A 25,485-nucleotide genomic window follows, 5' to 3' on the forward strand; every position below is an offset into this window, starting at 1 on the left:
CATGTAATCGATGTAGGCATACAACTGTCATTTTATAATAAATAACGAAAAAAGCAAAGGCTGTACGCTTCCTTTGCTTTTTTTATGATAGCTTGCATATTTTAATTCTAGTAAAAGATGTTAAATTTTCCTTTTTTCACTAAAAGACCAATTCCACCTAATTTCAATAGGTAACGATTATCACTCATCTTCTTCATAACTGTAGCTTTCCAGCCAAATAATTTGCGCCCAAACACCTCAGCGATTGCATCATCATGACCTAATGATGCGATAGTACCTAATAAGTTAGGCTCAAAAGATTGCAGCTCTTCGCCACGTACTGAAGCTCTGACGTTATGTGCAACCGTACCTGATTCCTGAATTGCTATTTGGGCAGTTGGCGGATAAGGTCTCCCAGTCTGCTCATTCATAATTAACGCACAATCTCCAATAACAAACACATCATCATAATCAGGTGTGCGCATATCTTTACGAACTTCTACCTTACCGCGATTTGTTGAAAATCCAGACTGCTCCACAATTGAATTTGCTTTTACTCCTGCTGCCCAGACAGTTGTCATTGTCGGAATCTCGGTAAGCTTTCCGTCTTTTTCGTATACAATACTATCTGTATTACATTCTTTCAGCATTGCTCCATTAATAAATTCTACACCACGAGCTGATAAAGAGTTCACAGCATATTCTACAAGCTCTTCATCAAACCCAGGCAGGATTGTAGGTGCTCCCTCAACAACAATAACTCTCACCTGTGTTTTTTCAATGTCATATTCCGCACAGAGTTCTGGAATTCGATTGATTAATTCACCAGCAAACTCAATTCCAGTGAATCCACCCCCACCAATAACAATATTTAAACGTGCATTATTCTTTTCAAGCTCATTATGATAGTTTGCAAAATTATATTCCAAATGCTCTCTAACTAAGCGAGCACTATTAATATTATTTATCATTAACGCATTTTCTTCAAGACCAGGAATGCCAAATGTAGCTGATTCAAATCCTAATCCGATAACAAGTACATCATATTTCAATTCAGAATTTGCTAATTTCACTATTTTTTCTTCAGGCTTTATACTGATTACTTCATCTAAGACAATATTAACTTTCCTTGAATTAATAATATCTTTAATCTTAATTTTTGTTCGGTCTGGATGGAGAGTTCCTGCAGCATTTTCATGAAGCCAGGTCGCTTGGTAGTGGTAATCATTTTTATTTACAAGGGTTATTTCTGCTTCATTCATATGCATCGTTCTCTGTAACTTCGACGCTGTCATCATCCCACCATAACCTGCACCTAAAATTACAATGTGTGGTTTATTCATTTTTATTCACGACTCCATTTTTTAATTTACATCGTCACTTATGGTCTGCAAACCTATGTGACAAATTTCACTATCACCTTTAGCAAACTGAACATCCGTTGAAGTAATTCTAAAGAAAGCTTTCTTAGACTTCTTACATGCCGGAGTTCATGTCTTCAATACGAATTCCTATGTATTTCCTAGCTAACAGGCTAAGTTTTATATTATTTTTTCCAATATAAAAACCTGGTAAAGTCCAGGATCTCTTTTTCTATAATTATATTAAAACTAATTTGTCATCATTCTGTAATATTCCCTCATTTATATTAGCGTTTTTCAGGAAAGTTTTCAACCCTATATTTTATTTTCCTAATTGTATATTTATTAACTGTTTTACTTAAAATGTTTTCAATCGTACACTTCATGAATTGATTATGGTACGATAAGAATGTTGAAATTTATCGAAATAAAGCGGGGGTTTTTATCATGTCTGAACAAATCTATGATGTCACCATTATCGGATCGGGCCCTACCGGATTATTTACTGCTTTCTATGGCGGAATGCGCCAAGCAAGTGTAAAAATAATTGAAAGCTTACCACATACTGGTGGCCAGCTCACAGCCCTTTATCCGGAAAAATATATATACGATGTAGCAGGATTTCCAAAGGTTCGCGCCCAGGAGCTTATTGATAGATTAGAGGAACAAGCAAACATGTTCAATCCTGAAATTGTGCTTGGACAAGCTATTGAAACTGTTGAGAGACTTGAGGATGATTCGTTTAAATTAACTTCCAATACTGGCGAAGTTCATCGTACAAAAACAATTATCATTACAGCAGGAAATGGCGCCTTTCAGCCACGTCGTCTGAATATTGGTGAAAGTGAACGTTTTGAAGGTGCTAATTTACATTATTATGTAAAAGATATGAATCAATTTAAAGATAAAAATGTTGTATTATTAGGTGGGGGCGATTCAGCAGTAGACTGGGCACTTATGCTGGAGAAGGTTGCCAAGAAGGTGACGCTCGTTCACAGACGTGATCAATTCCGTGCACACGAACACAGCGTAGAGCAACTTAAGACTTCAACTGTCGAATTATTAACACCATTTACACCTTCTGAAATTGTAGCATCTGATAAAATCGACCAAATTATCTTCCAAGAGGTAAAAGGTGACCGAACTGTCGAATTAGAAGTAGATGATGTTATTTGTAATTACGGTTTCATTTCAAGCTTAGGACCTATCAAAAATTGGGGCCTAGAAATCGAGAAAAACAGTATCGTTGTCAATACGAAAATGGAAACAAATATTCCAGGTATCTATGCAGCAGGTGATATTTGTACGTACGAAGGAAAAGTAAAGCTCATTGTTACTGGATTTGGCGAAGGACCGACAGCGATTAACAATGCTAAAAATTACATCGATCCAAAAGCACGTATCCAGCCAAAGCACTCAACAGCAATGTTTTAATTATATTAAGTCATCCCGGTCGGATGACTTTTTTTATTGGGGCAGAAAGCGCAAGATTCGGGGAGTCCTTCACTGAATCAGGATTGAACATTGGGGGTTTAAATGCTAAACAAAAAAACCAGAGCAATAAGCTCCGGCTTTTATTAACAATCTCCTGGTGTTCCTACTTTATCCTTCGTACGGAAAGATGAACCACATCCACAGGATACAATAGCGTTCGGGTTATCAATTGCAAACCCGCCGCCCATCATATTTTGTTTAAAATCAATTGTCGTTCCTTCAATAATCGGAATATCCTGGTTGAAAAATACAACTGGAATTCCATTTATATCTTCTACGATGTCTAATTCTTCATTTATATCATACTCAAATCCTAAAGAATAAGATAATCCGCTGCATCCTCCGCCTTTAATTCCAAAACGAAGGTGTGCTCCCTCGGATTCATCCTTCATCATTTCTTTGATTTGGGCGCTGGCATTATCTGTTAACGTAATGACCATTTTGACGGACCTCCTCATTTCGAACTTTATATTAAGTATACAAAGAGAAATCAAGATGTTCAACTATTTCCGCTTATATTGAAACACGCCTTCCGCAATTACCTGTGCATCACCAGTCATCCATACGTCTCCAGCTTCATCCCATTTAATTGTTAAATCTCCTCCAGCAAGATGAACTGTAATTACTTCATTGCGTCTACAATATCGGTTTAAAGTTGAAGCCACTACAGCAGCACATGCTCCTGTGCCACATGCCTGTGTTACCCCAGATCCTCGCTCCCACACACGAAAATGCAGTTCATTTGAAGAAATAACCTCAACAAACTCCACATTAACTCCCTCTGGAAACCTTGAATCCTTCTCGATAATAGGACCAAGCTCATACAGTGGTGCAGAATCAATAGCACCAACGAAAAATACTGCATGAGGATTTCCCATCGACAGAGCAGTTACTTCTAGTTTTTCGCCATTTACAATAAAGATCTCTGCTTTAACGTTAGGCACATCACTTCCCATCATTGGAATATCCACCCTACGTAATTGGGGCGGACCCATATTGATTGTAATAAGCTCTGCCTGATTGCCAGCTGCAGTTACTTCAGCTTCCACAATATTAGCTTTCGTTTCGATTGTAAACTTTTCATTTATCACAATTCCATGCTCATATGCGTATTTCGCTGTACAACGCAGTCCATTCCCACAGCTTTTCCCTTCCGAACCATCCTTATTGAAAATCCGCATCCCAAGATCAGCTTTTTCACTTGGATGAATTAGTATCATTCCATCTGAACCAATTCCTGTATTGACATTCGCTAGCTGTTGAGCAAGATCAGTAAGGATATTTTCTTCTATGTCAAATTGAAATAAATCGATATAGACATAATTATTTCCAAGACCATGCATTTTAGTAAAAGGTATTTCCATCTATACTCCAACTTCCTATGACTGTATTTCTGCACTTTGCTTACCCACATCATATGGATCATTAATTTCATATTCATAAGGTAATTGCATCAGTAATGTATTTTCTCGCAATTCCAGCTTAAAGCCATTCGTACGTATCCTTGGGACCTAATGCTCCTGCAAAGCTTGCGCAAATTTGCTAAGGTCCATAAACAGTACTGGTTACTTTTTTTGCATCCATTCTCTCCCCCTATACTATAACTTATCTAAGTTTCTTTTATTTTACAAAAACCTCATAAAAAGATAAAATATAATTAACTGAAACTAACTTATTAAATTTTAGATAGATTTTTATACAAAGTCATTCTATAATAGGAGTATGGAAAGGGGTTAGATGGATATGCATGAACAAGTACAAGAAGTATTAAATAAATTACGTCCATTCTTACTGCGTGACGGTGGAGATGTTGAATTAATTGATGTAGATGAAGACGGCGTAGTGCTCGTTCGTCTTATGGGAGCATGTGGTAACTGCCCAAGTTCTACTATTACATTAAAAGCAGGAATTGAACGTGCGTTAATCGCAGAAGTTCCTGGTGTTAAAGAGCTTGAACAAGTATTTTAATAATATATAGGTTTAAGGCAGACAAGCAAATGTCTGCCTTTTTTTATTTTACTGGTGTCTTCGGCTCTTTGCCATCCAGCACTGCAGTAATGTTATCCAGGCAAAGCTGAATCATTGTCGTACGTGTCTCTGTACTTGCAGAGCCAATATGAGGCAAGCAGACAACATCATTTCTTAATGCAAGCGGATGACTTGAGCGAATTGGCTCTTCGCGAAAGACATCTAGACCTGCAGCTCGAATTTCACCACTATCCAAAGCTTCTAGCAATGCATCTTCATCCACAACGGCACCCCTGGAAATATTGATGAAAATAGCGCTGGATTTCATTTTTTTAAATGCTTCACTATTAAATACGTTCGCCGTTTCGTCTGTTAATGGCACTACGGAAACAATAAAATCTGATTCACGCAATAGTTCATCAAAGCTGGAATAAATGACCCCAAGTTCCTTCTCAACTGCTGGTTTTCGGTTCCTGTTATGGTAGCGAACGTTCATATTAAATCCTGTGGCACGTTTTGCTATCCCCTCACCAATTCTCCCCATTCCAAAAATGCCAATTGTTTTATGATGAATATCTGCTCCTGCAAGAAGATATGGAGCCCATTCATTCCATTTATCCTGTTCAATAAATTTGCTAGCTTCAACAATTCTTCTAGCAGCTGCCATTAATAATGAAAATCCTAAATCCGCTGTTGTCTCAGACAACACGTCAGGTGTATTCGTAACAATGACATGATGTTTCTTCGCGGCTACTATATCAATATTGTCATAACCAACCGCTAGATTTGCGACAACCTTTAAATTTGAAGCTTGTGCCAAAAGCTCTTCGTCAACAAGGTCACTTAACATAGTGAACAGGCCATCAGCGTCCTTTGCCTCTTGTAACAGTACATCTCGGGGAACACGTTCATCCTCCTTCTCCCACATCCGAAATGAAAAACGTTCCTCGTATGGTTTTAATAATTCTTCTGGTATTTTTCTTGTGATATAGATTGTAGATTTTTCCATATGATCCCTCTTTCTTTGAACAATTACAACCAGTGTACCACAGGAATTCCCCAGGTTTCAGCATCAACACCTGTCATTTCGAAAAATTCACTCAAAACCCTCTCATACATTGCCTGCTGTTCGATAATTTTTTCTAAACCTTTCATATCTGGAGAGCTAAATCCTCGTTCAATGAAATCAAACAAATGAATTGGGAACAGCAAACGTGCATAGACTAGCCGCCAACCAAATATAGAAATTGGAGCTATTTGTTGATAATCATTTAAGAAAGCAATTATTTTTTCTATTTTGTCATCATTCAAAACAATACTGCGTATATATTCAGCAATATCTCTTGCTGGATGATCATACATAAGCTGATCTGTCCAAACAACCGGAAAATCCAATGATTCATAGCGATTAAACGTAATTGTTCCTTGATCGGTTTCCAAAATTCGCCGTTCTCGTTCACTCTCTTGCAGAAATTGAATTGCATTTTCACTTATTCCGATTATATACGGTAAAAAATTCATCAAGGCTCGATGATAGTCAGATGGCTTATCCTTTGCTTCCCGCTCGATTCCAGCTTCAAAAGCTGTTAATTTTTCCACCCATAATTCTTTCCACTTCCCATAACTCGATATTGATTTTGGTTCATAACCAAATGCTGTCCCAATTTGATGAAACTCAGCAAGTCGTATACCTGCAGGCTTTGAGGTATACTCTCTATTTTCGACTTGCTGCATTTGGATAACCATCCATGTTTCATCACCATAGAGTGTGAACCATTCACCTTGTAAATTTGGAATTGGAAGTGTCATTATTTCCACTGGATAATCCTTTAAAAAATAAGTTATTGCCGCTTGTTCAGTTAGAATTGTTTCCTTGTTTCTTCCTGAAATGGTAAAATAAATAGTATCACCCTGCTTGTAGCCTTCTTTATTGCCAAATAATATTTTCCGCTCCGGATGGATACGGTAATAAATAGCGAGCATTCCTGTTAGTGGCAACACGATCTCCCCTTTTTCCTCTTTTATTAAAGTGTATGATTGTACCAAGAATATTTTAACTATAATAATGAAAAGGTGATTTGATGGCGAAGTATACGAAAAAAAGCGAACTTGAAGTGAAAGCAAGACAATCTTTGAAAGACCGTGGTGTTAAAGTTCAGGATATCGCAGAACTTGTCTATTATTTGCAATCTAAATATCATCAGGATTTATCTATGGATGATTGCCTGCATAATGTCGAGCGTGTATTGACTAAACGTGAGGTTCAAAATGCCATTTTAACAGGTATTGAACTTGATATGCTTGCAGAACAAAAAAAGCTGACACAGCCATTGCAAAAGACAATCGAAACAGATGAAGGGCTTTATGGGATTGACGAAGTAATTGCTTTATCCATCGTTAATGTTTACGGATCAATCGGCATGACCAACTTCGGCTATATTGATAAACAGAAACCTGGAATATTGAAAAAATTAAACGATAAATCCAGCGGTGAGATTCATACGTTCCTCGATGATATTGTTGGTGCAATTGCCGCAGCTGCTTCAAGCCGGTTAGCCCATAGTGATGCAGATGCACTTGATGATGTGGATGCTTAAAATAAAGAAACACACAATCTGTCTTGTGTGTTTCTTTTTACTCCTATTTAACTTGTTAAATATTATCCAGCCACTCTGTTAATTGATGGACATAATATGTCGGTGCTACCTCAAATGCTTCTAAGTCTTCAAATGGAGTCACTCCGGTAAAAACCATTAATGTGTCCAGTCCAGCACGAATACCAGCTGAAATATCCGTTTGATAATTATCTCCAACCATCAATGCTTCATCTTTCGTTAATCCAATAAGCTTAAGTGCCTCTTCCATAATGATTGTTTCTGGCTTGCCAATAAATAGCGGTTTTTCTCCCGTACTGGTCGAAACAACTGAAACAAGAGCACCATTTCCCGGAAGCAGACCGCGTTCTGTTGGTAGTGCGACATCACCGTTCGTAGCTATCAGCTTTGCACCTTTACGAATAGCTAGACACGCCTTTGTATATTTCTCGTACGTAATTTGACGATCAATTCCCATTACAACAAAATCGCAATCCGTATCCGTAATTATAACCCCCTTCGTTTCCAGTGCATCCAGCAATCCTGCTTCACCAATTACAAAGCATCTTGCTTTTTCTTTTATCGACTGGATGTAATTCGCTGCAGCAAGAGCTGATGTTACGATTTGACTGGGGGCAGCTTTTATTCCCATCGTATTTAATTTGTTCACTACATCCTCCGGGGTCTTAGAGGAATTATTTGTTACAAATAAATAAGGAATTTCCTTTTGGTGGAGTTCACTAATAAATTCTTTAGCTCCTTCGATTTCTTCTGTTCCACGATACATCGTTCCATCTAAGTCAATTAAATAGCCTTTATATCTTTTCAATCCAGCCTCTTCTCCTTAAAAAAAGAAGATGAACGACTCATCTTCCTTTGGGATTTTTTATTGTCCATTTACAAAAATGATTCCCTTGGGTAATAAAGGAATGTGCTTTTACTTCACTTTCATGAAAAATTTCTTCATAGAGCTTTTGTTCGTTCATACACATTTGGTCGTAACATAGAGCAATGGCAGCGACTGGACAATTGAAATTTCGAATCTCAATATCACCCCGAGCTGTTTTCATAACTTCCAGCATATAGCCCCGCTCATTTTGCACGTGAACCATTTCCGCCAATTTTTTATCCAGGTCATCTTCCTGAATCACGTTATCCATATAGGTTCTTTCCCGTTCTCCATGCTTATCTAATAACTTCCGAACTGCTTGTTCTCCCTGTAATTCCTTTAAATCCTCAAGGAGCTCTACTGGAAATGTTTTATATTGATTCGGAAATGTTTCATGACCTTTTTTGGAAAGCTCATACGTAAGATATGGTCTGCCAAGCTTTTGTTTGTGAGATATTTGCTTAACAAAGCCCCGCTGTACGAGCTCATGGAGCTGTTTTCTTACTGCGATTTCAGAGATTGCGAAATGCTCCATTATTTCTCGAATTGTTAGTCTGTCAGCCTTTTTTAAAATATTTAATAGCTGTTGTTTTGTTGATGTGTGCTTGCTCACCACCATCACCTTCATTCGTTAGAAAATGCGTTTGCCACACCGAGCTCATTATTCAAATACGTGCGAATTCTGCTGCTGAACTTACTCCAAACCACATGATACGCATGCTTTGCTTCTAGCAATTTGTTATGGTTTACTTCTGTGTATTCTGAAACGAGCATTTTACGAAGTGACACTAACGTTTTGTATGCTTCTTCCTCATCTTGTGGCAGAACTTTCTCATCAATTAAAATATCAATGATATCATCATAGCTCCCAGGATCACGCATAATAAATCCATCAATCATCATATTGCCAACATCAAGTATTGCTTCAATACAAACATGCACCATTCGTTCCACGCTTAATTTTTCTGAAAAACTGGTAGCTTGATGATTTCTTAGCTCATCTAAGATTTGATCTAAATATAAAAGCGTTTTCTCAATTTTGCTGCGATCCACAAAATACATACATATTCCCCCTGCTGTCTGTCTATAATTTTATCATATCATATTCCATATGTTTATGAATGAAAACATGGTATATTTAAGCTAAGAAGGTTTATCACAACTTTATAATGAGGGAAGCAGAATGAAGGAAAGTCAACTGGTTACACTGGATGCAACATCAATAGCAGATGCAATTCAAAATAATCAAGTTACAAGCAAGGAAGTAGTTTCAACATATATTACCCATATTTTAAACACAAACCCTAGCATCAATGCGATGGTTGAGGATCGATTTGATGCTGCTCTGCATGAAGCTGACGAATTGGATGAAATGCTTGCTAGAGGAGAAGTAAAGGGGCCGCTTCATGGTGTACCGATATCGGTAAAGGAATCACTTAACGTGGCAGAAATGAAAACGACAGGCGGTTTAGAACACCGGCAGGATTTAATATCCAGAGAAGATGCTGAAGTCATTGGACGCTTAAAGGATGCTGGTGCTATCATTTTAGGTAAGACAAATACGCCTGCACTTTGCTTTTGTCAAGAAACAGAAAATAAATTATATGGCAGAACAAATAATCCTTGGAATCTAAATAGAACAGCCGGCGGTTCTTCAGGAGGAGAAGGTGCTCTACTTGCAGTAGGTGGGGCTGCTGCAGGTATTGGCTCAGACATTGGCGGGTCAATTCGTTTCCCTGCACACTTTAATGGCATTATTGGTTTCAAACCTGGAATGTTCACCATTTCCAATGATGGTCATTTTCCAGCTGTAATGCATGAGCTCCAAGCCCGCATGCTAACAGTTGGACCAATGGGGAAATCTGTGCAAGATATGCGGATGCTTTATAAGGTCCTTTCTGGAATACCATTGGAACAAAAGCCTTTAAATCGATTCCGCATGGAAATTTTACCAAATACAATTGGTTATCCATTATCTGAAAAAACAAAACAAATACTTAACCAAACCGAGTTTTTTCTTAAAAAAACGTTCTCCACGAAACAATCTATTCCTCCCTATTTTAAAGACAGTGCTCTCATTTGGCAGGAAATTTTGTCAATGGAAGGAAGTAAATTGATTGAGCAAGAGGCATATAACAATGATAGATCGAATGTGTACACCTCTTTCCTAAAGGAAAAATTAACACAGCGTACAAAGGTACATCCATACCTTTCCTGGGCGATTATGGGGGCAAAAATGTTTCGCCCTTCAAGAAAGCGCATTCGTGAAATTGAATCAATTATCGAACAAGGCGATGAATTATTAAAAACGTATTTAATGAATCGACTGCTTATTTTTCCGGTTTACCATTCGGGGGCGCTTGCACACGGTCAGGTATTCAAGGAAATATTCTCGATTCGAAAAACTTTTCTGCAGTATATGCCCTATGTAGCCTATGCAAATGTGTGGGGACTGCCTGCTTTAACCATTCCTGTTGGAACCGATGAAAATAATATGCCAATTAGTATTCAAATCATGAGCTCCACAGGTAATGAAGACGCTATATTCCGCCTGGGCAGATTGATTGAAAAGAAATTTAGAGGTTATGTGCATTGCACAAATGAGATAGCAGAACAGTCATCCATGTAATGGGGATGACTATGCTTTCTATGCTTTGCTCTATTTTTCATCGAATAGGATCCAATTATTGACGAATACTACTTCTAAACAAAACATCATTCAAAATGCGGAAAGAAGTGGAGAATAATGAAAAAGAAAAGAGAAAAGCATTTTTCTGATTTTCCAAATGTAGACCAGCAACGCAATCAATTAATACCAGAGGAATTTCCGGAAGGACCATTTGGTTCAGCAATTAATAATTACGAAAAAGTTTCGAGTAAATCTGAGCCATGGGGTGAAGGACAGTATCGTACGAGTGCATTTACTTTTCCCGATAAAAACCAGCATGCAGGCATTCCCAGACAAGTGGATGGATCACACCCGACACATGATGAGTCTGAGTTAGAAGACAACGAAAGGTAGCAGCTCAAGCGTATGAACTGCTACCTTTTAATTATGTACTTTCTTCAACACAAAATAGGCGCATCCAAAATTACAGTATTCAAATAAATAATCATCTAACGCACTTATTTTTGATTCAATTGAGGCTTTTGCATTTCTATCCTTGTAAAATCCTTTTAATCTAAGCTGCTCATAGCCCCAGTCTCCTACAATGTAATCATATTTAGCTAATATTTCGGAATAGCGATCCTTAATTGCTTCCTCTTGAAAGCCATCCCTTATATTTTCTATAATTTCATAGCTCTTACCGTTCAATTCAATCAAACGATTCACCCCACTTTTCCTGCACATCTATATTGCTTCTAGTTTACCATACGTTTCGATATAGAAACCAGAAATATTTACATGCATTTTTTTCGCCGTTTTAAAGAAACTAGAACTAATCAATCTAAATGCAGGAGGCAGAAGAAAAACATGAAAGCAATTCTTGTTATAATGCTTATGATGACATCGATCCTTGTTGGTTGTACAACATTTGACAACTCAGAAGGTGAACGTGAAGAAATACTTGATGAGTTGGATCCTACAAGAAATACGCCAGAACCTACAGATGATGAGCTTAGCTCGAAGCTGGGGTATGTGCGATACACAAAGGATCAATTAAACAACGAAACAGAAAACAGTGAACAACAGCTCACGATTGATCGAAATGAAATGGCTGACATGATTACGAAAATTATTCTTCGGAATGATGGTTTTGAAGAAGTTGCAACACTTGTTACAGATAAGGAAGTTTTAATTGCGTATCAAAGAAACGAAGATCTATCCGCTGAGGAAGCTGCAAATGTAAGCAAAAAAACTGCTGTATCAATCATGCCAGGCTATTTTAATATACATGTTTCGGATAATGAGACACTCATGCAGGATATTCAAAGTCTGCATCGTTCCACATCGGAAAATCGAAATTATGATAACACGATAAACGCTATTATAAAAGAAATGGAAAAAACACCAAATATTGACGCAGTGGAATAGTCTTTAATCAATAACAAAATTTAGGAGGTGAATACATTGACGAACAAGCTTAGCTTCTCCATTATTATCATTGTTCTCTTTTTCTTGCACACTAACGCTGTCTATGCGAAGGAAGAAACATCTATTTATGACAAACGAATGGCACTTTTTAAAAAGACCGAAGCATTAACACAAATCCCTTGGTACTATTTTGCCGCCATTGATAACTATGAACGAAACATAAAAAACAGTGATGAGCCTGAACAGGTAATTTCAATAGAATTCCCTTCTGAATTATGGTTTGGACCAGGAAACAGCTCAAAAATAACGGACGAAGCTATTATCATCACTTTTGATGGCAAAGGAAAAGACGGAAATGGTGATGGTAAGGCAGATCCAGCAAATGAAGAAGATATTCTTTATACGATGGCAATGCTAATTTCAGAATATGGGGCTGCCAAAGATGACATTAAAATCGCATTGTGGAATCATTATCAGCGAGATTTAACCGTTCAAACGATCATGAATACTGCAAAGGTTTTCGAAACGTTCCAGGATATCAATTTAACGGACCGAGATTTCCCAGTATCGACCAAGCATAATTACAGCTATCGTAACACGTGGGGGGACCGTAGAGGTTTTGGCGGACTGCGCATTCATGAAGGTACGGATATCTTTGCGAATTATGGTGTCCCTGTTCATTCAACAACGTATGGTGTGATAGAAATGATGGGCTGGAATTTATATGGTGGATGGCGCATCGGAATCCGTGATATTTTTAATATTTATCATTATTACGCGCATATGAGCGGTTATGACGATAATATCAAGCTTGGCCAAGTTGTAAAGCCTGGGGATGTCCTAGGCAGTGTCGGTTCAACAGGATATGGACCACCAGGAACATCTGGAAAGTTTCCGCCTCATTTGCACTACGGAATGTATAAAGATAACGGGTACAGTGAATGGTCCTTTGACCCCTACCCTTACCTTCGAAAATGGGAACGCATGTCTGAAGATAAAGAATAGGTGACAGGTCGAAGCACAATAAAGGAGTCGTTACCCGAAATGGTAACGACCCTTTATAAAAAGTTTATTCCGCTTGCTTTGATTTTCTCATCGCATTCCACACGCTTGCAATCAGGCCGCCCCAAATAATTATCATCCCAATTAACATTACAGCAATCGATGCACCACTCATTCGTTGTCCTCCCCTTTCTCTTCGACTCCTTCAGCAGGTGCTGAATGCCTCCATTTAATTAACGACATGACAATACCAATAACGAGCGCTCCTATGGCAACTGACCAGCCGCCAAATAAAATGAATGCATTGGAATACCCTTCATAATTGCCTGTTTCCGTTCCGAATTCCTTTAATAAGTTTTGCTTAAACAGACCATACATCATATAACCCATAACAATCGGCGTGATAACTCCCAGGCTTATCGTCCACCAAGATCCGAGATGAATATCTGAAATACTATCTGCATGGTTTTTAAACATCATTACTTTACGAAGAATCCAAGCAATTAAAACAACCTCAACCAACCCGAGCATTGCCACACCAAATTGATTTACAAAATAATCGGCTACATCCAGGAAGAACAAGCCGCCTTGTGTAGCAAACAGCAGCGAGATAACAGCGGCTATTCCACCACCAATGAGGACTGCTTTTTTCCTGGAAATTTGAAACTTATCTGCCAAACCAGACACATATGTCTCTGTGATCGATATTAAAGAGGTTAATCCAGCTAACATTAACGAAACGAAGAATAATACTCCAAATAATTCATTAAAGGCAGTGAATTCATTAATGATTGCCGGAAATGCAACGAATGCCAAGCCCACACCGCCACTTACGACTTCATTAATCGGCAGGCCTGACTGTAATGCCATAAATCCTAAAATACCGAACACACCAATTCCTGCTAACAATTCAAACCCAGAGTTTGCAAAACCTACGATAAAAGCGTTATTTGTAATGTCCGATTTCTTTGGCAGATAACTAGCGTAAGTAATCATAATGGCAAACGCAATTGATAAACTAAAGAAAATTTGACCATAAGCAGCAATCCAGACATCCGGAGAGAAAATTTGCTTGAAATCCGGAGCAAAAAATGCATCCAATCCCTGCATAGCGCCTGGAAGAGTTATTGCTCGAATTACAATTATGAGGAATATAATGACTAATGCGGGAATAAAAATGCGGTTTGCTATTTCAATTCCTTTTTTAACACCTTTAAATAAGATTCCTAATACCAACGCCCAGACAATTATCAAAGGAATAAGTACCCCAGGAACTAAATTCCCTATTTGACCAGGTACTTCTGCTAAATTTAAATAATCACCATATAGAAACCCTTGCGTATCCTCTCCCCATCCTAAATTGAAGGAAAAAACAGAATACGATATGGCCCAGGCAACAATTACCGAATAATAGGTTGATATGATGAATGCTACTGCAACTCCCCACCAGCCAACCCACTCTGTTTTCTTATGCATGCGTCTAAACGTTAATGGCGCAGATCCGCGATACTTGTGTCCTATTGTAAACTCCAGTATCAAAATCGGAATCCCAGCGGTAAGCAAGGCAAACAGATAAGGAATTAAAAATGCACCACCGCCATTTTCATAGGCAACTGCCGGAAAACGCCAAATGTTCCCCAAGCCGATAGCTGATCCGACTGCAGCCAAAATAAATCCTGCCCTTGTTCCCCATTGTGAACGTGTTTCCATGTCCAAACCTCCCCTTTCTTTTCATACAAGCCTTATATTATTTATATTAGGAAGGTTCATAATAATTACTTTTTTCTGTTGAATTTATCACGTATATAACCTTATTCATAAATGAATCCTTTTTTCCTCTTATATGTAGTTATAATTGCTCACAGGCTTTTTTCATAATAAGTAAATCACTGGCGTGCAGTATATATTTAGAAAACCAGGCACTTGGTAAAGGTATTAAGACGTTCTTTACTTTCTTAGAAGCTTCTGACTTGGAGCGAAGACTTTTAGACGAATGCCTATGTTTCGTTTATGCAGAAAAGAAAGTTTTATATTTTTTTATCCGCAAAAAAAAGATGTGTCATGACATAGCTGCCACAACACATCTTATAATAATCTATTTCGCAGATTTATTTTTTAAAACAGTTTGAAATATAAATACAATCCCAATAAGGAACACAAGTGAAACTGCTAAGGAAAGAAAAACTTGTTCTGTCAATCCAAGCAGTAAAAATCCAAGTATCGCTACAACTGCAGCAAGTACCGCATATGGTAACTGCGTTAAAACGTGATCGATATGATTTGCTCCTGCACCTGTTGAAGACAATATCGTTGTATCAGAAATAGGTGAGCAATGATCACCAAACACAGCACCGGCTAGCACTGCTGCTAATGCTGGCAGTAATAGCTCGACATTCGTATTGCTCATTACTTCTGCCGCAATTGGCAGCATGATACCAAAAGTCCCCCAAGAAGACCCTGTAGACAATGCCATAACAGCTGCAATAACAAAGAATATTAACGGTAAATAGCCAGCACTGATAGAAGAGTTATTAACCAAATTGGCTAAATATGTCCCGGTTTCCAACGTGCTGATTATCGAACCAATCATCCAAGCTAGCACGAGAATGTATATGGCTGGCAGCATCGTTTTTATTCCTTCGACGAATATTTTAGCAACATTCGCCTTTGGCTTTCTTTGAATAAGGTGGAAAATAAGTGCGGTAAGCACTGCTGAAATACCACCTATTGCTAACGATAAATTAACATTTGTATTCGCAAAGGCATCGAGAATCGTCGCTTTACCCTCAGTGGCAGCAATACCTGTTGTGATCATCGCTATAATGGTTGCTGCAAAAAGAACGAATATTGGTATAAACAAATGATATACCTTTCCGTTTTGATTCGGCTTAAATACATCGCCTAAATCTCCCGCAACCGTGTCTTGTTCAGGATTTAAAAGCTCACCCGTTTCCATTGCACGTTTTTCATGTGTACGCATTGGGCCAATATTAAACTGAAAATATGCCACAACAAATACGAGTATTATGGCTGATAGTGCATAAAAATTCATAGGTATCATCCAGATGAATGCCTCGATAGGCTGATATTCTGTGATTCCATTGGCAGCAAATAATCCACCAAGTATCCCAATAATATAAGCTCCCCAGCTTGAAATAGGAGATATTACCGTTATCGGTGCAGATGTTGAATCAATATAATAAGCAAGTTTTGCACGGGAGACTTTATGACGGTCCGTCAGCGGTCTTGCAATTTGACCAACTGCCAAGCTGTTAAAATAATCATCAATAAAAATAATTAATCCTAAAACACCGGTCATAACTTGGGCTCCTGCACGCGTTTTAACACGTTTCATCATCCATTCACCAAACGCTCTGCTCCCCCCGGAAGCTTGTAAAAAGGCCGTCATCATTCCTAATAATAATAAAAACCCAATCAACAGGAGGTTCCCCGTATTTAGCGCTCCCTCTGAAATAAAAATTTCATAAAATACAAGCCAAATTTCCTTCAGCGCCTGTAAGATATTAAAATCATGAATAAACAATGCACCAATTACAATCCCTGATCCCAAGGACAATAAAATTTTTCTCGTCACGATCACGAGCACCAGCATTATTAGTGCTGGAATAATTGAATAAATCGTTCCTTCCATTGTAGTCCCCCCAATAATTTGATAATTGATGTATATTAGAACTAAATGAATTTATTACGAAATGTGGTCGACTGGATATATTTGTTATTGACTTTAAAAAGCAACAAAAAAACAATGACAGAAAATAACCATCATTGTTTTTTACAATATACGTTATCCTCCATTTCGATCAGTAGTTCTCCATGCACATCGTTTTAAGCATGACAGTACATCTCTTGTTCAAAGATATACCAGCAAATAATAAGTTCGACCCTTATTACGCTTCGGCAAATACCCCTTTCATCAACTATCATCGTTGTCATTCTCCAGTTGATTACTGATAATATTTGCGCCTCTACCTCACCGATCTGATAAGGTTTATTATTCAGTTACTTAACATACTATACTAGACTTTTAGTTATTCTGCAAGTCGTCTTTTGGAACAGAAATTGAAGGGCCGTCACTGCCGCCTCCATAAAAATCTGGAACCTTGCCCATAATCGCTCCGCCATCCAGATAAATCTCCGTATTGACAGTTGTTACTTCTGTTGTAAATGGAATGACAATCTGAACATCGGCTTCCACATTAAGATATAAGGACACCCAAGCACCATTAATACCAAATTCCTCCACTTCACGCACTATATTCGTTCGAACATTTCCAACCACTTCTAAGTTTATTGGTATTTTCGGCCCTAGGTTAGAAAGTACTGTATTTCCTGTAACCTGACCTAAAGGTATTTCAACTAATGTTGGATCCTGTTTTGCCAGATCCTCGGCACCATCATTATATTCATATGGCTCTTGTAACGGGTCCTCAAATTCAAGCGGGTCCCCGCGATTCACATTAATGAAAAATTCCTCAACCCGGTCTGTTGCAACTCGATTGATTTCACTGATAACAGAGGAATTCCAATTGTATGTTGCAATCTGCCCCTCATTATCGTAAGTAATGTTCAGCATGTCTTCAAAGCTATAATCCTCAACATATCGAACAGCTGAATTGATCGCCCTTGTTGCAAACTCATCTAATTTTACAGTTGCTGTTTCAATTAAAACCGGTTCAATTCGTTTGTCAATTAATCGAATGCTTAAAAATATACAGACCACAAAGATAATCATCGTTATAATTAAAATTTGCTTCCCTGGAGGCAATGCTGTTCTTTTGCGAAAACGTTTCCTGTGTCTCAACTCAACCCCCCCCTCTGGAATAAATTTATGCTTGTTCCATTAGGGTTAGACTAGGTAAATTGAGAAGCATAATAAAAATGCCTTCCAAATGGAAGACATTTAACTTAATCATGATATTTTTAATAAAGCTTCTTTTCCGGTCATACCTACTTCCCAGCCATACGCTTTAGAAGCATCTGTTATCTTCTGTAATGGAGCATTTAATAATTCATCGATTGTTCGTACGCCCATCGCACGCCCCGCGATGACATTACGCTCCATTAGCTTTGGAACTTCATTAAAAATATCTACATCCAATGCAGCACACATAATATAGCCAATGTCATTGGATATCGTCAGCAAATTCGTTTTTGGAAGCTCAACACGTACTGCTGTAAAAATAATGCCGTCTACTTCAAGTGGATTCACCGTAATCATAATGAAATGCCCCCTTCACAATGTACCATATATTTGTATGCATGAAGGGGGCAACGTGTCACAACAAGCAAAATGCTCAAGCTTGATTTGAAGAAAACTTTGCGCGAAGTGTCTGTGCAAGCAAATCCCTTAAAAATTCCGGCACGAAATAATGCTTCGAATCTGATTTTGCTACCTCTGGCAATAAACGACCGAATGTAAAGGTGTCCGCAGTCGCAATATAATAAGTACGATCTGGATCGATTGGCGCGCCATTTTGGAACAAAACCTGTTTCACATACTCCTCACCATTATTATGAAACGCTGTCTCTACCTGAAGTCCAGCAAACATCATTCTTCCCAATACCTTCCCGCGGAATCCGAAGCCTTTTAATTCCAGCTGCGTAAATTCCTTTGTCAGGGAGGCACGGACAACCTCAATCAATTCATTTCCCTTCAGATCTACAACAACAGGATTAATCGGATGTGGACAAATTCGATGTATATCCTTATACGTAACAGCTCCTACAGGCAATCCTTCCAGCAACAGGCCATTATTCAGCATCGCCGCATCGGCTTTTGTCCATTCCATAACTGTATTCGCCAGTTCCTGCACGATTGGTGTACTCCCATACCAATTGACATCCAATGGTCTGTCAATCTGTACAACGGTTTCTCCTAGTAAGCTATCAGCTTTTTTTTGCATCGAACGTAATGTCTGATCCGTTTCAGCATCCTTTTCCAAATGCGTAATATCAGTTGTATACGCTTCTTTTTTCACCAATCGTTTTTGCTTATGGTCCCATGTGAGAATAACTTCACCAATATAAACGCAATGCTTTCCTGCTGCAGTAATGAGAGCATTATTGACATATTCACCAGTACGAAGTAAATGGTGGGTATGTCCGCCGATTATCGCATCTACAGCATCATACCTTCTTGCAATTTCCTGATCTACAGTAATACCAAGATGCGACATGACAATAATAATATCTGCGTATTGCTCTAGATCTTTCATATATTTGTCCAAAACTTCAAATTCGGGTGAAACATGCCAATTTAACAGTTCATAAAAGGCATTAAATGGCGCAGTTAAACCAATCATTCCGATTCTCAAGCCTTGAGCAGTTTCAATTTTAACGGTTGGACGAAGCCATGGCGGCTGAATGTTATCGGTGCTGTGAAGGTTTGCACAGGTGACTTCGAATGCAGCCTCATCATATAAGTGGTATAAATCCTGATGCGACATCGTGATTCCTTCATTATTGCCTATGGTCACAAAATCATAATCTGCATCATTCAATAGCCTGACATTCGCCCTCCCCATCGATGCTTCTGTTATCGGATGGGAGCGGTCTACATGATCACCAATGTCAATTGTCCAGTTCAATTCACCATGTTTATTTCGTAGTGTTCTTGCTTCATTTAAATAGGTCACAACACGTGGCCATTGTTCAAAATTACTATGCAAATCATTTGTATAATAAAAGTAGAGTTTCTCTTCCATTTACATAACCCCTTAGGATAATCCTTGAAAAATCATACGCAATCCAATAAATATTAATATAAGACGTAATCCCCATTCTAATACTTTTCCCGGAAGAAGCTGATTTACCTTCGCACCTAGCTTCCCACCAATCCAGGCCCCCGGAATAAAGAATAAAACATATTCCCATGCAATATGCCCAAGAATTATATGAGTGCTTGCTCCAACAATACTGACAAAGAAAATCATAAACATTGAAGTTGCTGTTGCAATATGCGCAGGGAAACCGAACAATAGAATCATTGCCGGCACCATTATGGAACCACCGCCAATTCCAAAAAGCCCTGATAATGTCCCGACAATCAATGATAGTGCAAAAGCCCCTATAACCGGTACACGGTATCGATATGTCTCCCCGAACAATTCATATGTACGAACACCCTTTTCAGTCCCAGAGAATTCTTTTTTAGAATTTCGATCCCTTTTAATAAAGAAAAGAAGGGATATAACGATCATTAATACACCGAAATATAATAAAAATGACTGCGAATCAACAAACTGATTTAACCATGATCCAATTGCACCGCCTGGAATACTTCCTGTAAGGAATAAGAGCCCTGTTTTATAGTCAACCCGTTTCCCCTTTGCATATGCAAGTGTCGAGGATAGTGCCGTAACAATCATCGCAATCAAAGAAATTCCAACAATAGACTGTGGTGTCACCCATGCAAAGCTGTCTAAAAATGAGCTTGCCAGTAGTAAAGTGGGTATCAGAATAATTCCTCCGCCAAGCCCCATTATTGAGCCGACAAATGCGGTAATCATTCCAATAGCTAAACATATAATAAAAACCAAAACAACCCCTACCATCTGTAATATTGTACCTATATCTTATCATATCGATGAAGTAAACTCGCATTATATTCAGTTAAAAATATTCTTATTAGCTTTGTATATTTTTTTAAAAACCAAAAGAGGTATTCTACAAACAGGAGATCCTCTTAAATCAGCTTTTAATCGAACCTGTGCAGCTCAGCATCTCCAGGAGTTATTTACTCTACTGTGAATAATTCTGTTTTACAATGTTATATTCTTTCTCTTTATATCATTATTATAATATGAACACAATTGACAGAATGAGTAAGCCTTCTGTATTCAATGGATAAATAAATTAGCAAACAATTAACATGGTACTATTTCTTAATCATAGTAGTGTCTCCTTAAACTATTTCTTCTCAAAGCCTTCTTATAAATAAATCGATCGATTATGCCAGATCCTAAAACAACTCCCGTTACAATTAGAATAAAACCAAAGAAATGAGCAAATGAAATTTGTTCTCCAAGGAATAAAAAGGAACCCAGCAACGCAAAAAAAGGTTGTAAATTCATAAAAATCGATGATTTACCTGGTCCTATACTCTGAATTGCATGATTGTAAAGAAATTGACCAAGTGCTGTTGCGAAAATAGCGGAAGCAAGAAAGATAGACCAGCCAAGCAAAGTCCCATCTTGCAAACTTGAAATACCTTTTGGTTCCAACACCAAACTGATACTAAACAATAAAAATGACCCTATCAACAAGGTAGTTGCAGTAACTAATCTCGCTTCCATCGTTTCAGTTGCTTTTTTTATGTAAATAAAACTTAACGCTTGGGATAGTACTGCAAGGAAAATATAAATATCGCCAATATTCAATGTCAGACCATCTATATTCCCAACTAGAATAACGAAAGCAACACCGGACAAGCCAAAAACAATGCCAATTATTCTCATCACGGAAAGCTTATCTTCTAACAATTTACTTGCAAGTATGGAAGTAAATAATGGTACTGTCCCTAACAGCAAACCAGAATTGGAAGCAGTCGTCTGCGTCAGCCCAACCGATAGAAAAAAATGATGGGCAGCTACCCCTGTAACCGATATGAGAATAATATAAAGAAATTCTTGTTTTTTAGGTAAACGAATTTGTTTTCTTGCCCATAAGATTAAATACACAATAACAGCCGCTAAGAAAATGCGAAAAGAAGTAATTGTCACTGCTGCAAATTGGCCTACGATTACTTTAATTGCAATCACATTAAATCCCCACAAGACCATAACTAAAACAAGCTGCCCATACATCAGGGGGTTCCCCATTTAATCCCTTCTTTCGTTACTTTTACTACAACTGCTATCCAATGTTTTTTCCAGCATCCCTTATGCATCATCTTTTAGTTCAGGTCCTATTCTCTAGGCCCTATACCAGCTTTATCTTATCAGCATGCTGGAAGAGTTTGAAGACTACACTGGAAGCTTACAGAACCAAATGCAAGAATCAGTTTTATGAAAATTGCTGAGCAGCCCATATTTACCCAACTAGTTAACTATTTCATATAATTCCCTATTAAGATATAATACTGTCCTGCCATTATATGTTCTTTAAATTATTTCAATCATACAATAATAAGTAACTGTTTACACCTCTTCCCCTTCAATAAACACCCGCTCCACTTTAGCCATTAAATCAAAAGGACTCCCACTCCAAATAACGAAATCAGCATCCTTCCCCGGCTCAATGGAGCCCACACGATTTTCAATTCCGAGATGTTTTGCGGCATTTAGTGTAATCGTTTGAAGCGCCTCCTGTTCACTTAGCCCATTACGAATTGCATGAACAGCGCTTGTTGCAAGGTAATCAATTCCAACAACTGGATGATCTGTCGTAAGCGAGCAAGATATACCAGCATCTATTAACGTTTTAATTGTTGTCCAGCCCTTATCCTTTAATTCCACTTTCGAACGGGTAGACATCGTTGGACCAACAGACACTTTTACATTGTGTTCAGCTATGAATTCCGAAATTTTATGTCCCTCTGTACAATGTTCGATAGTCATATCGATATCAAATTCACGTTTGATGCGAAGCGCTGTAAGAATGTCATCCGCTCGATGGGCATGAACACGCAGTGGAATCTCTTTCTTCAGGACCTTCGCTAAATTCTCTAAGTCTAGTTTTCGTTCTTTTTCCTCTTTTTGCAAATAGTTTTGTGCTTCGATTAGTTTCTCTCGCAACTGGGCGGCAACACCCATTCTCGTAACAGGCATTCTTCCTTTTCCGCCATGAAATCGTTTCGGATTTTCTCCTAAGGCAGCTTTCATACCTGATGGTGCTTTTACGACCATTTCATCGACAATATTTCCAGCGGTTTTTAATACTGCCATTTCACCACCAATAACATTGGCACTCCCCGGCATAACTTGAACGGTCGTAACACCGGATCTTCTTGCATCCTTAAACCCAATTTCCATTGGATTAATTCCATCAATCGCACGTAAGCTGGGGGTAACGGAACTGCTCGTTTCATTATAATCAGCTCCTTCTATCCCAACACCTTCCTCAGAAATTCCTAAATGGGTGTGCACATCAATAAGACCTGGGGTTAGTACTTTCTCCTGTGCATTGATTATACGAAAAGAATCTGTAACCTCATTCACGGGTATGAGCTTCGTGAATTTCCCTTTTTCAACGATTAGAGCTCGATCTTCGAATCTATTTCCTTTCCCGTCATAAATAATTGCATTGGTTATTGCAAGCATGAATAACACTCCTTCAAGGTTAATTGGTAGTATCCTAGATTTCTCATAAAAAAATAGCTGATGAGCCTTTTTCCCTAACTTTTTAAATAATTTCCGTTAGCATGCTATTGTTTTATTCTAAAAGTTATTATATATTAATTATTATATCTTTTGTACAAATTTAGACATTTTCCGACACGAGAGGAGCACACAAAATTGTTTGAATCATTAAAAAAATACTCATTATTGCTAGTAAGCATCTTTTTCTTAGCTGTTATACTTACAGCTTGTGCTAGTGAACCAGAAGAATCTTCTTCCAGCTCAAAAGGTGGAGAAGAAACGGCAGGCGGGAAAGATTTAGTCATCTCTACTGCTTCTGATGCAATATCACTGGATCCCGCCGGGGCGAATGATGTCCCTTCATTCGATGTTCAAAACAATATTTTTGAAAGATTGGTATCTTACGATCAAAATATGGAACTTCAGCCAGGACTTGCAAAAAGCTGGGAACAAATTGACGAAACAACCTGGGAGTTTAAACTACGTGAAGGGGTAACCTTCCATGACGGTTCTGAATTTAATGCCGAAGCTGTAAAAGCGAACATAGAACGCATCAATGATCCAGAAGTTGCAGCTCCTGCAGCATACTTACTTGATATGATTAGCGAAGTTGTAGTTATAGATGATTATACCGTTCAGTTCAAAACTGAATTCCCGTACTCTGGTTTGCCTTCCAACCTAAGTCATTCTGTTTCAGGTATGGTGTCTCCGGAACAAATCCGTGAAGATTATGCTGCAATGGAAGAAGGAGAATCTGTTGGCAGTGTTATCAATGCAAACCCAATAGGAACCGGCTTCTTGAAATTTGACGATTGGCAGCCTGGACAGCTTATCCGTCTAGTGAAAAACGAAGTATATTGGGAAGAACCAGCAAAAATCGATTCTGTTACATTTAAGGTTGTACCAGAAGATTTAACACGTATTGCTGAATTGGAAACAGGAGACACCCATATTTCGAATCCATTAAGTTCTTCGGATGTATCACAAATCGAAGCTAAAGAAAATTTATCAGTTGTACAGCAAGGCAGTCTGGCACTTGATTATCTTGGATTTAATACTGCAAAAGCGCCATTTGACGACAAGCTTGTCCGTCAGGCAATTACGATGGCGATTGATAAAAATCAAATAATTGACGGGATTTACGAAGGGTATGCACAAGTTGCAGAAGGACCACTTCCACCAAATGTATACGGTTATGATGAAAATGTAGAAGGACTATCTGGTGACTTGGACAAAGCAAAAGAATTACTTTCTGAAGCAGGCTTCTCGGATGGATTTACAACAACCCTTATGACAAACGATACACGTGAACGCATGGATATTGCAACCAATGTTCAAGCGCAGCTTGCGGAAATTGGTATTACCGTTGAAATCGAAGTGTTAGAATGGGGAACATATATTGAAAAACTGGATGCAGGTGAACAGGAAATGTTTATTTTAGGCTGGTCTAACAGTACTGCCCATGCGGACAATACATTTTATCCATTGTTCCACAGCGATAATCTTGGATCAGCTGGCAATACAGTTTTCTTTGATGATAAAGAAATGAATGCATTAATTGAAGAAGCTCGCCAGACCCAAGATCAAGCTGAGCAGTTAGAACTTTATAAGCAAGCAGAAGAAATGCTTGTAGATTTAGCTCCAATGACTTACTTGACACACAAAGATTATTTATTGGGTGTACGTGATGAAGTGAAGGGGTTAACGATGTACCCTTCCAAATTGTTAAATTTGAAAGAGGTATCTATTGAGGAATAAGCATACTTATTCAGGAAGCTGTCCAATCGTTTGGACAGCTTCCTCATTTTATATATTTATCTTCCAAAACCTCATAATTACGAGG

26 protein-coding genes and 1 riboswitch are annotated in these 25,485 nt (G+C 38.2%); of the genes, 8 read left to right on the top strand and 18 right to left on the bottom strand.

Going from position 1 to position 25,485, the window contains the following annotated elements:
* Nucleotides 1-107: 107 nt before the first annotated feature.
* Nucleotides 108-1,322 (bottom strand): NAD(P)/FAD-dependent oxidoreductase, encoded by a 1,215-nt coding sequence (locus NSQ77_RS02420; RefSeq protein ID WP_339228638.1) that lies wholly within the window; start codon nucleotides 1,320-1,322, stop codon nucleotides 108-110.
* Nucleotides 1,323-1,787: 465 nt separating this feature from the next.
* On the opposite strand from NSQ77_RS02420, the gene NSQ77_RS02425 reads away from it, so the two are divergent.
* The gene (locus NSQ77_RS02425) at nucleotides 1,788-2,774 is read left to right on the top strand and encodes an NAD(P)/FAD-dependent oxidoreductase (protein WP_339228639.1); all 987 of its coding nucleotides are present in this window, start codon (nucleotides 1,788-1,790) and stop codon (nucleotides 2,772-2,774) included.
* 143 nt (nucleotides 2,775-2,917) lie between these two features.
* Here NSQ77_RS02425 and NSQ77_RS02430 read toward each other — a convergent pair whose 3' ends face one another.
* Nucleotides 2,918-3,274 (bottom strand): iron-sulfur cluster assembly accessory protein, encoded by a 357-nt coding sequence (locus NSQ77_RS02430; RefSeq protein WP_339228640.1) that lies wholly within the window; start codon nucleotides 3,272-3,274, stop codon nucleotides 2,918-2,920.
* 63 nt (nucleotides 3,275-3,337) lie between these two features.
* Entirely contained in the window at nucleotides 3,338-4,198 is an 861-nt protein-coding gene (dapF, locus tag NSQ77_RS02435; protein WP_339228641.1) for a diaminopimelate epimerase, read from the bottom strand.
* A gap of 379 nt (nucleotides 4,199-4,577) precedes the next feature.
* Between dapF and NSQ77_RS02440 the strand changes: the two genes are divergently transcribed.
* Entirely contained in the window at nucleotides 4,578-4,802 is a 225-nt protein-coding gene (locus NSQ77_RS02440; protein WP_339228642.1) for a NifU family protein, read from the top strand.
* Between the two features lie 43 nt (nucleotides 4,803-4,845).
* On the opposite strand, the gene NSQ77_RS02445 is transcribed toward NSQ77_RS02440, so the two are convergent.
* Both NSQ77_RS02445 and NSQ77_RS02450 read right to left on the bottom strand, forming a co-directional pair.
* A complete protein-coding gene (locus NSQ77_RS02445; RefSeq protein ID WP_339228643.1) occupies nucleotides 4,846-5,811 on the bottom strand; it encodes a D-glycerate dehydrogenase in 966 nt (321 codons plus the stop codon).
* A gap of 23 nt (nucleotides 5,812-5,834) precedes the next feature.
* On the bottom strand, nucleotides 5,835-6,800 hold the full coding sequence (locus NSQ77_RS02450; protein ID WP_339228644.1) for a hypothetical protein: 966 nt from the start codon (nucleotides 6,798-6,800) through the stop codon (nucleotides 5,835-5,837).
* 83 nt (nucleotides 6,801-6,883) lie between these two features.
* Between NSQ77_RS02450 and NSQ77_RS02455 the strand changes: the two genes are divergently transcribed.
* Complete coding sequence (locus NSQ77_RS02455; RefSeq protein WP_339228645.1) at nucleotides 6,884-7,399, top strand: phosphatidylglycerophosphatase A; 516 nt, start codon at nucleotides 6,884-6,886, stop codon at nucleotides 7,397-7,399.
* A 55-nt stretch (nucleotides 7,400-7,454) separates the two neighbouring features.
* Here NSQ77_RS02455 and NSQ77_RS02460 read toward each other — a convergent pair whose 3' ends face one another.
* Genes NSQ77_RS02460 through NSQ77_RS02470 form a run of 3 tightly spaced genes read right to left on the bottom strand, consistent with a single transcriptional unit; the run spans nucleotide 7,455 to nucleotide 9,347 of the window.
* Nucleotides 7,455-8,225, bottom strand: a complete 771-nt coding sequence (locus NSQ77_RS02460) for a TIGR01457 family HAD-type hydrolase (RefSeq protein ID WP_339228646.1) — start codon at nucleotides 8,223-8,225, stop codon at nucleotides 7,455-7,457.
* 37 nt (nucleotides 8,226-8,262) lie between these two features.
* Nucleotides 8,263-8,898 carry a winged helix-turn-helix transcriptional regulator gene (locus tag NSQ77_RS02465; protein ID WP_339228647.1) on the bottom strand — a complete coding sequence of 212 codons (636 nt, stop codon included), beginning with the start codon at nucleotides 8,896-8,898 and terminating at the stop codon, nucleotides 8,263-8,265.
* An 11-nt stretch (nucleotides 8,899-8,909) separates the two neighbouring features.
* The gene (locus tag NSQ77_RS02470) at nucleotides 8,910-9,347 is read right to left on the bottom strand and encodes a DUF86 domain-containing protein (RefSeq protein ID WP_339228648.1); all 438 of its coding nucleotides are present in this window, start codon (nucleotides 9,345-9,347) and stop codon (nucleotides 8,910-8,912) included.
* Nucleotides 9,348-9,468: 121 nt separating this feature from the next.
* Here NSQ77_RS02470 and NSQ77_RS02475 point away from each other — a divergent pair, with 121 nt between their 5' ends.
* Together NSQ77_RS02475 and NSQ77_RS02480 are read left to right on the top strand one after the other, a co-directional pair.
* Nucleotides 9,469-10,914 carry an amidase gene (locus NSQ77_RS02475; protein ID WP_339228649.1) on the top strand — a complete coding sequence of 482 codons (1,446 nt, stop codon included), beginning with the start codon at nucleotides 9,469-9,471 and terminating at the stop codon, nucleotides 10,912-10,914.
* Nucleotides 10,915-11,031: 117 nt separating this feature from the next.
* Nucleotides 11,032-11,307, top strand: coding sequence for a hypothetical protein (locus NSQ77_RS02480; RefSeq protein WP_339228650.1), 276 nt, complete (start codon nucleotides 11,032-11,034; stop codon nucleotides 11,305-11,307).
* A 27-nt stretch (nucleotides 11,308-11,334) separates the two neighbouring features.
* On the opposite strand, the gene NSQ77_RS02485 is transcribed toward NSQ77_RS02480, so the two are convergent.
* Entirely contained in the window at nucleotides 11,335-11,610 is a 276-nt protein-coding gene (locus tag NSQ77_RS02485) for a YutD family protein (RefSeq protein ID WP_339228651.1), read from the bottom strand.
* 150 nt (nucleotides 11,611-11,760) lie between these two features.
* Here NSQ77_RS02485 and NSQ77_RS02490 point away from each other — a divergent pair, with 150 nt between their 5' ends.
* Together NSQ77_RS02490 and NSQ77_RS02495 are read left to right on the top strand one after the other, a co-directional pair.
* Nucleotides 11,761-12,321 carry a YhcN/YlaJ family sporulation lipoprotein gene (locus NSQ77_RS02490; protein WP_339228652.1) on the top strand — a complete coding sequence of 187 codons (561 nt, stop codon included), beginning with the start codon at nucleotides 11,761-11,763 and terminating at the stop codon, nucleotides 12,319-12,321.
* Nucleotides 12,322-12,390: 69 nt separating this feature from the next.
* Nucleotides 12,391-13,326, top strand: coding sequence for a M23 family metallopeptidase (locus tag NSQ77_RS02495; RefSeq protein ID WP_339230921.1), 936 nt, complete (start codon nucleotides 12,391-12,393; stop codon nucleotides 13,324-13,326).
* A gap of 64 nt (nucleotides 13,327-13,390) precedes the next feature.
* Here NSQ77_RS02495 and NSQ77_RS02500 read toward each other — a convergent pair whose 3' ends face one another.
* The 9 genes from NSQ77_RS02500 to NSQ77_RS02540 all read right to left on the bottom strand — a co-directional run bounded on the left by NSQ77_RS02500 (nucleotide 13,391) and on the right by NSQ77_RS02540 (nucleotide 23,603).
* On the bottom strand, nucleotides 13,391-13,498 hold the full coding sequence (locus NSQ77_RS02500; protein WP_339228653.1) for a MetS family NSS transporter small subunit: 108 nt from the start codon (nucleotides 13,496-13,498) through the stop codon (nucleotides 13,391-13,393).
* Entirely contained in the window at nucleotides 13,495-15,033 is a 1,539-nt protein-coding gene (locus NSQ77_RS02505) for a sodium-dependent transporter (RefSeq protein WP_339228654.1), read from the bottom strand. The genes NSQ77_RS02500 and NSQ77_RS02505 overlap by 4 nt, the downstream gene beginning before the upstream one ends.
* Before the next feature lie 385 nt (nucleotides 15,034-15,418).
* Complete coding sequence (locus tag NSQ77_RS02510) at nucleotides 15,419-16,975, bottom strand: Na+/H+ antiporter NhaC family protein (RefSeq protein WP_339228655.1); 1,557 nt, start codon at nucleotides 16,973-16,975, stop codon at nucleotides 15,419-15,421.
* A 165-nt stretch (nucleotides 16,976-17,140) separates the two neighbouring features.
* Nucleotides 17,141-17,320, bottom strand: a riboswitch (Lysine riboswitch).
* A 48-nt stretch (nucleotides 17,321-17,368) separates the two neighbouring features.
* Complete coding sequence (gene yunB, locus NSQ77_RS02515) at nucleotides 17,369-18,145, bottom strand: sporulation protein YunB (RefSeq protein ID WP_339228656.1); 777 nt, start codon at nucleotides 18,143-18,145, stop codon at nucleotides 17,369-17,371.
* Between the two features lie 108 nt (nucleotides 18,146-18,253).
* A complete protein-coding gene (locus tag NSQ77_RS02520) occupies nucleotides 18,254-18,562 on the bottom strand; it encodes a DUF1805 domain-containing protein (protein WP_339228657.1) in 309 nt (102 codons plus the stop codon).
* A 76-nt stretch (nucleotides 18,563-18,638) separates the two neighbouring features.
* On the bottom strand, nucleotides 18,639-20,048 hold the full coding sequence (locus NSQ77_RS02525; RefSeq protein ID WP_339228658.1) for a bifunctional UDP-sugar hydrolase/5'-nucleotidase: 1,410 nt from the start codon (nucleotides 20,046-20,048) through the stop codon (nucleotides 18,639-18,641).
* A 12-nt stretch (nucleotides 20,049-20,060) separates the two neighbouring features.
* A complete protein-coding gene (locus NSQ77_RS02530; RefSeq protein ID WP_339228659.1) occupies nucleotides 20,061-20,882 on the bottom strand; it encodes a sulfite exporter TauE/SafE family protein in 822 nt (273 codons plus the stop codon).
* Nucleotides 20,883-21,227: 345 nt separating this feature from the next.
* Complete coding sequence (locus NSQ77_RS02535) at nucleotides 21,228-22,148, bottom strand: DMT family transporter (RefSeq protein WP_339228660.1); 921 nt, start codon at nucleotides 22,146-22,148, stop codon at nucleotides 21,228-21,230.
* Nucleotides 22,149-22,481: 333 nt separating this feature from the next.
* On the bottom strand, nucleotides 22,482-23,603 hold the full coding sequence (locus NSQ77_RS02540; RefSeq protein ID WP_339228661.1) for an amidohydrolase: 1,122 nt from the start codon (nucleotides 23,601-23,603) through the stop codon (nucleotides 22,482-22,484).
* 195 nt (nucleotides 23,604-23,798) lie between these two features.
* Here NSQ77_RS02540 and NSQ77_RS02545 point away from each other — a divergent pair, with 195 nt between their 5' ends.
* On the top strand, nucleotides 23,799-25,400 hold the full coding sequence (locus NSQ77_RS02545; RefSeq protein WP_339228662.1) for a glutathione ABC transporter substrate-binding protein: 1,602 nt from the start codon (nucleotides 23,799-23,801) through the stop codon (nucleotides 25,398-25,400).
* The last annotated feature ends 85 nt before the right edge of the window (nucleotides 25,401-25,485 follow it).

The sequence above is a fragment of the Oceanobacillus sp. FSL K6-2867 genome (assembly GCF_037963145.1).
Lineage (GTDB): Bacteria > Bacillota > Bacilli > Bacillales > Amphibacillaceae > Oceanobacillus.

Coding starts and splice junctions, on each gene's coding strand:
- NSQ77_RS02540 (WP_339228661.1), bottom strand. CDS start 23,603: ATGCTTGCAATAACCAATGCAATTATTTATGACGGGAAAGGAAATAGA.
- NSQ77_RS02445 (WP_339228643.1), bottom strand. CDS start 5,811: ATGGAAAAATCTACAATCTATATCACAAGAAAAATACCAGAAGAATTA.
- NSQ77_RS02420 (WP_339228638.1), bottom strand. CDS start 1,322: ATGAATAAACCACACATTGTAATTTTAGGTGCAGGTTATGGTGGGATG.
- NSQ77_RS02510 (WP_339228655.1), bottom strand. CDS start 16,975: ATGGAAGGAACGATTTATTCAATTATTCCAGCACTAATAATGCTGGTG.
- NSQ77_RS02490 (WP_339228652.1), top strand. CDS start 11,761: ATGAAAGCAATTCTTGTTATAATGCTTATGATGACATCGATCCTTGTT.
- NSQ77_RS02480 (WP_339228650.1), top strand. CDS start 11,032: ATGAAAAAGAAAAGAGAAAAGCATTTTTCTGATTTTCCAAATGTAGAC.
- dapF (WP_339228641.1), bottom strand. CDS start 4,198: ATGGAAATACCTTTTACTAAAATGCATGGTCTTGGAAATAATTATGTC.
- NSQ77_RS02470 (WP_339228648.1), bottom strand. CDS start 9,347: ATGTATTTTGTGGATCGCAGCAAAATTGAGAAAACGCTTTTATATTTA.
- NSQ77_RS02425 (WP_339228639.1), top strand. CDS start 1,788: ATGTCTGAACAAATCTATGATGTCACCATTATCGGATCGGGCCCTACC.
- NSQ77_RS02505 (WP_339228654.1), bottom strand. CDS start 15,033: ATGGAAACACGTTCACAATGGGGAACAAGGGCAGGATTTATTTTGGCT.
- NSQ77_RS02535 (WP_339228660.1), bottom strand. CDS start 22,148: ATGTATGGGCAGCTTGTTTTAGTTATGGTCTTGTGGGGATTTAATGTG.
- NSQ77_RS02475 (WP_339228649.1), top strand. CDS start 9,469: ATGAAGGAAAGTCAACTGGTTACACTGGATGCAACATCAATAGCAGAT.
- NSQ77_RS02440 (WP_339228642.1), top strand. CDS start 4,578: ATGCATGAACAAGTACAAGAAGTATTAAATAAATTACGTCCATTCTTA.
- NSQ77_RS02430 (WP_339228640.1), bottom strand. CDS start 3,274: ATGGTCATTACGTTAACAGATAATGCCAGCGCCCAAATCAAAGAAATG.
- NSQ77_RS02525 (WP_339228658.1), bottom strand. CDS start 20,048: ATGGAAGAGAAACTCTACTTTTATTATACAAATGATTTGCATAGTAAT.
- NSQ77_RS02500 (WP_339228653.1), bottom strand. CDS start 13,498: ATGAGTGGTGCATCGATTGCTGTAATGTTAATTGGGATGATAATTATT.
- NSQ77_RS02455 (WP_339228645.1), top strand. CDS start 6,884: ATGGCGAAGTATACGAAAAAAAGCGAACTTGAAGTGAAAGCAAGACAA.
- NSQ77_RS02520 (WP_339228657.1), bottom strand. CDS start 18,562: ATGATTACGGTGAATCCACTTGAAGTAGACGGCATTATTTTTACAGCA.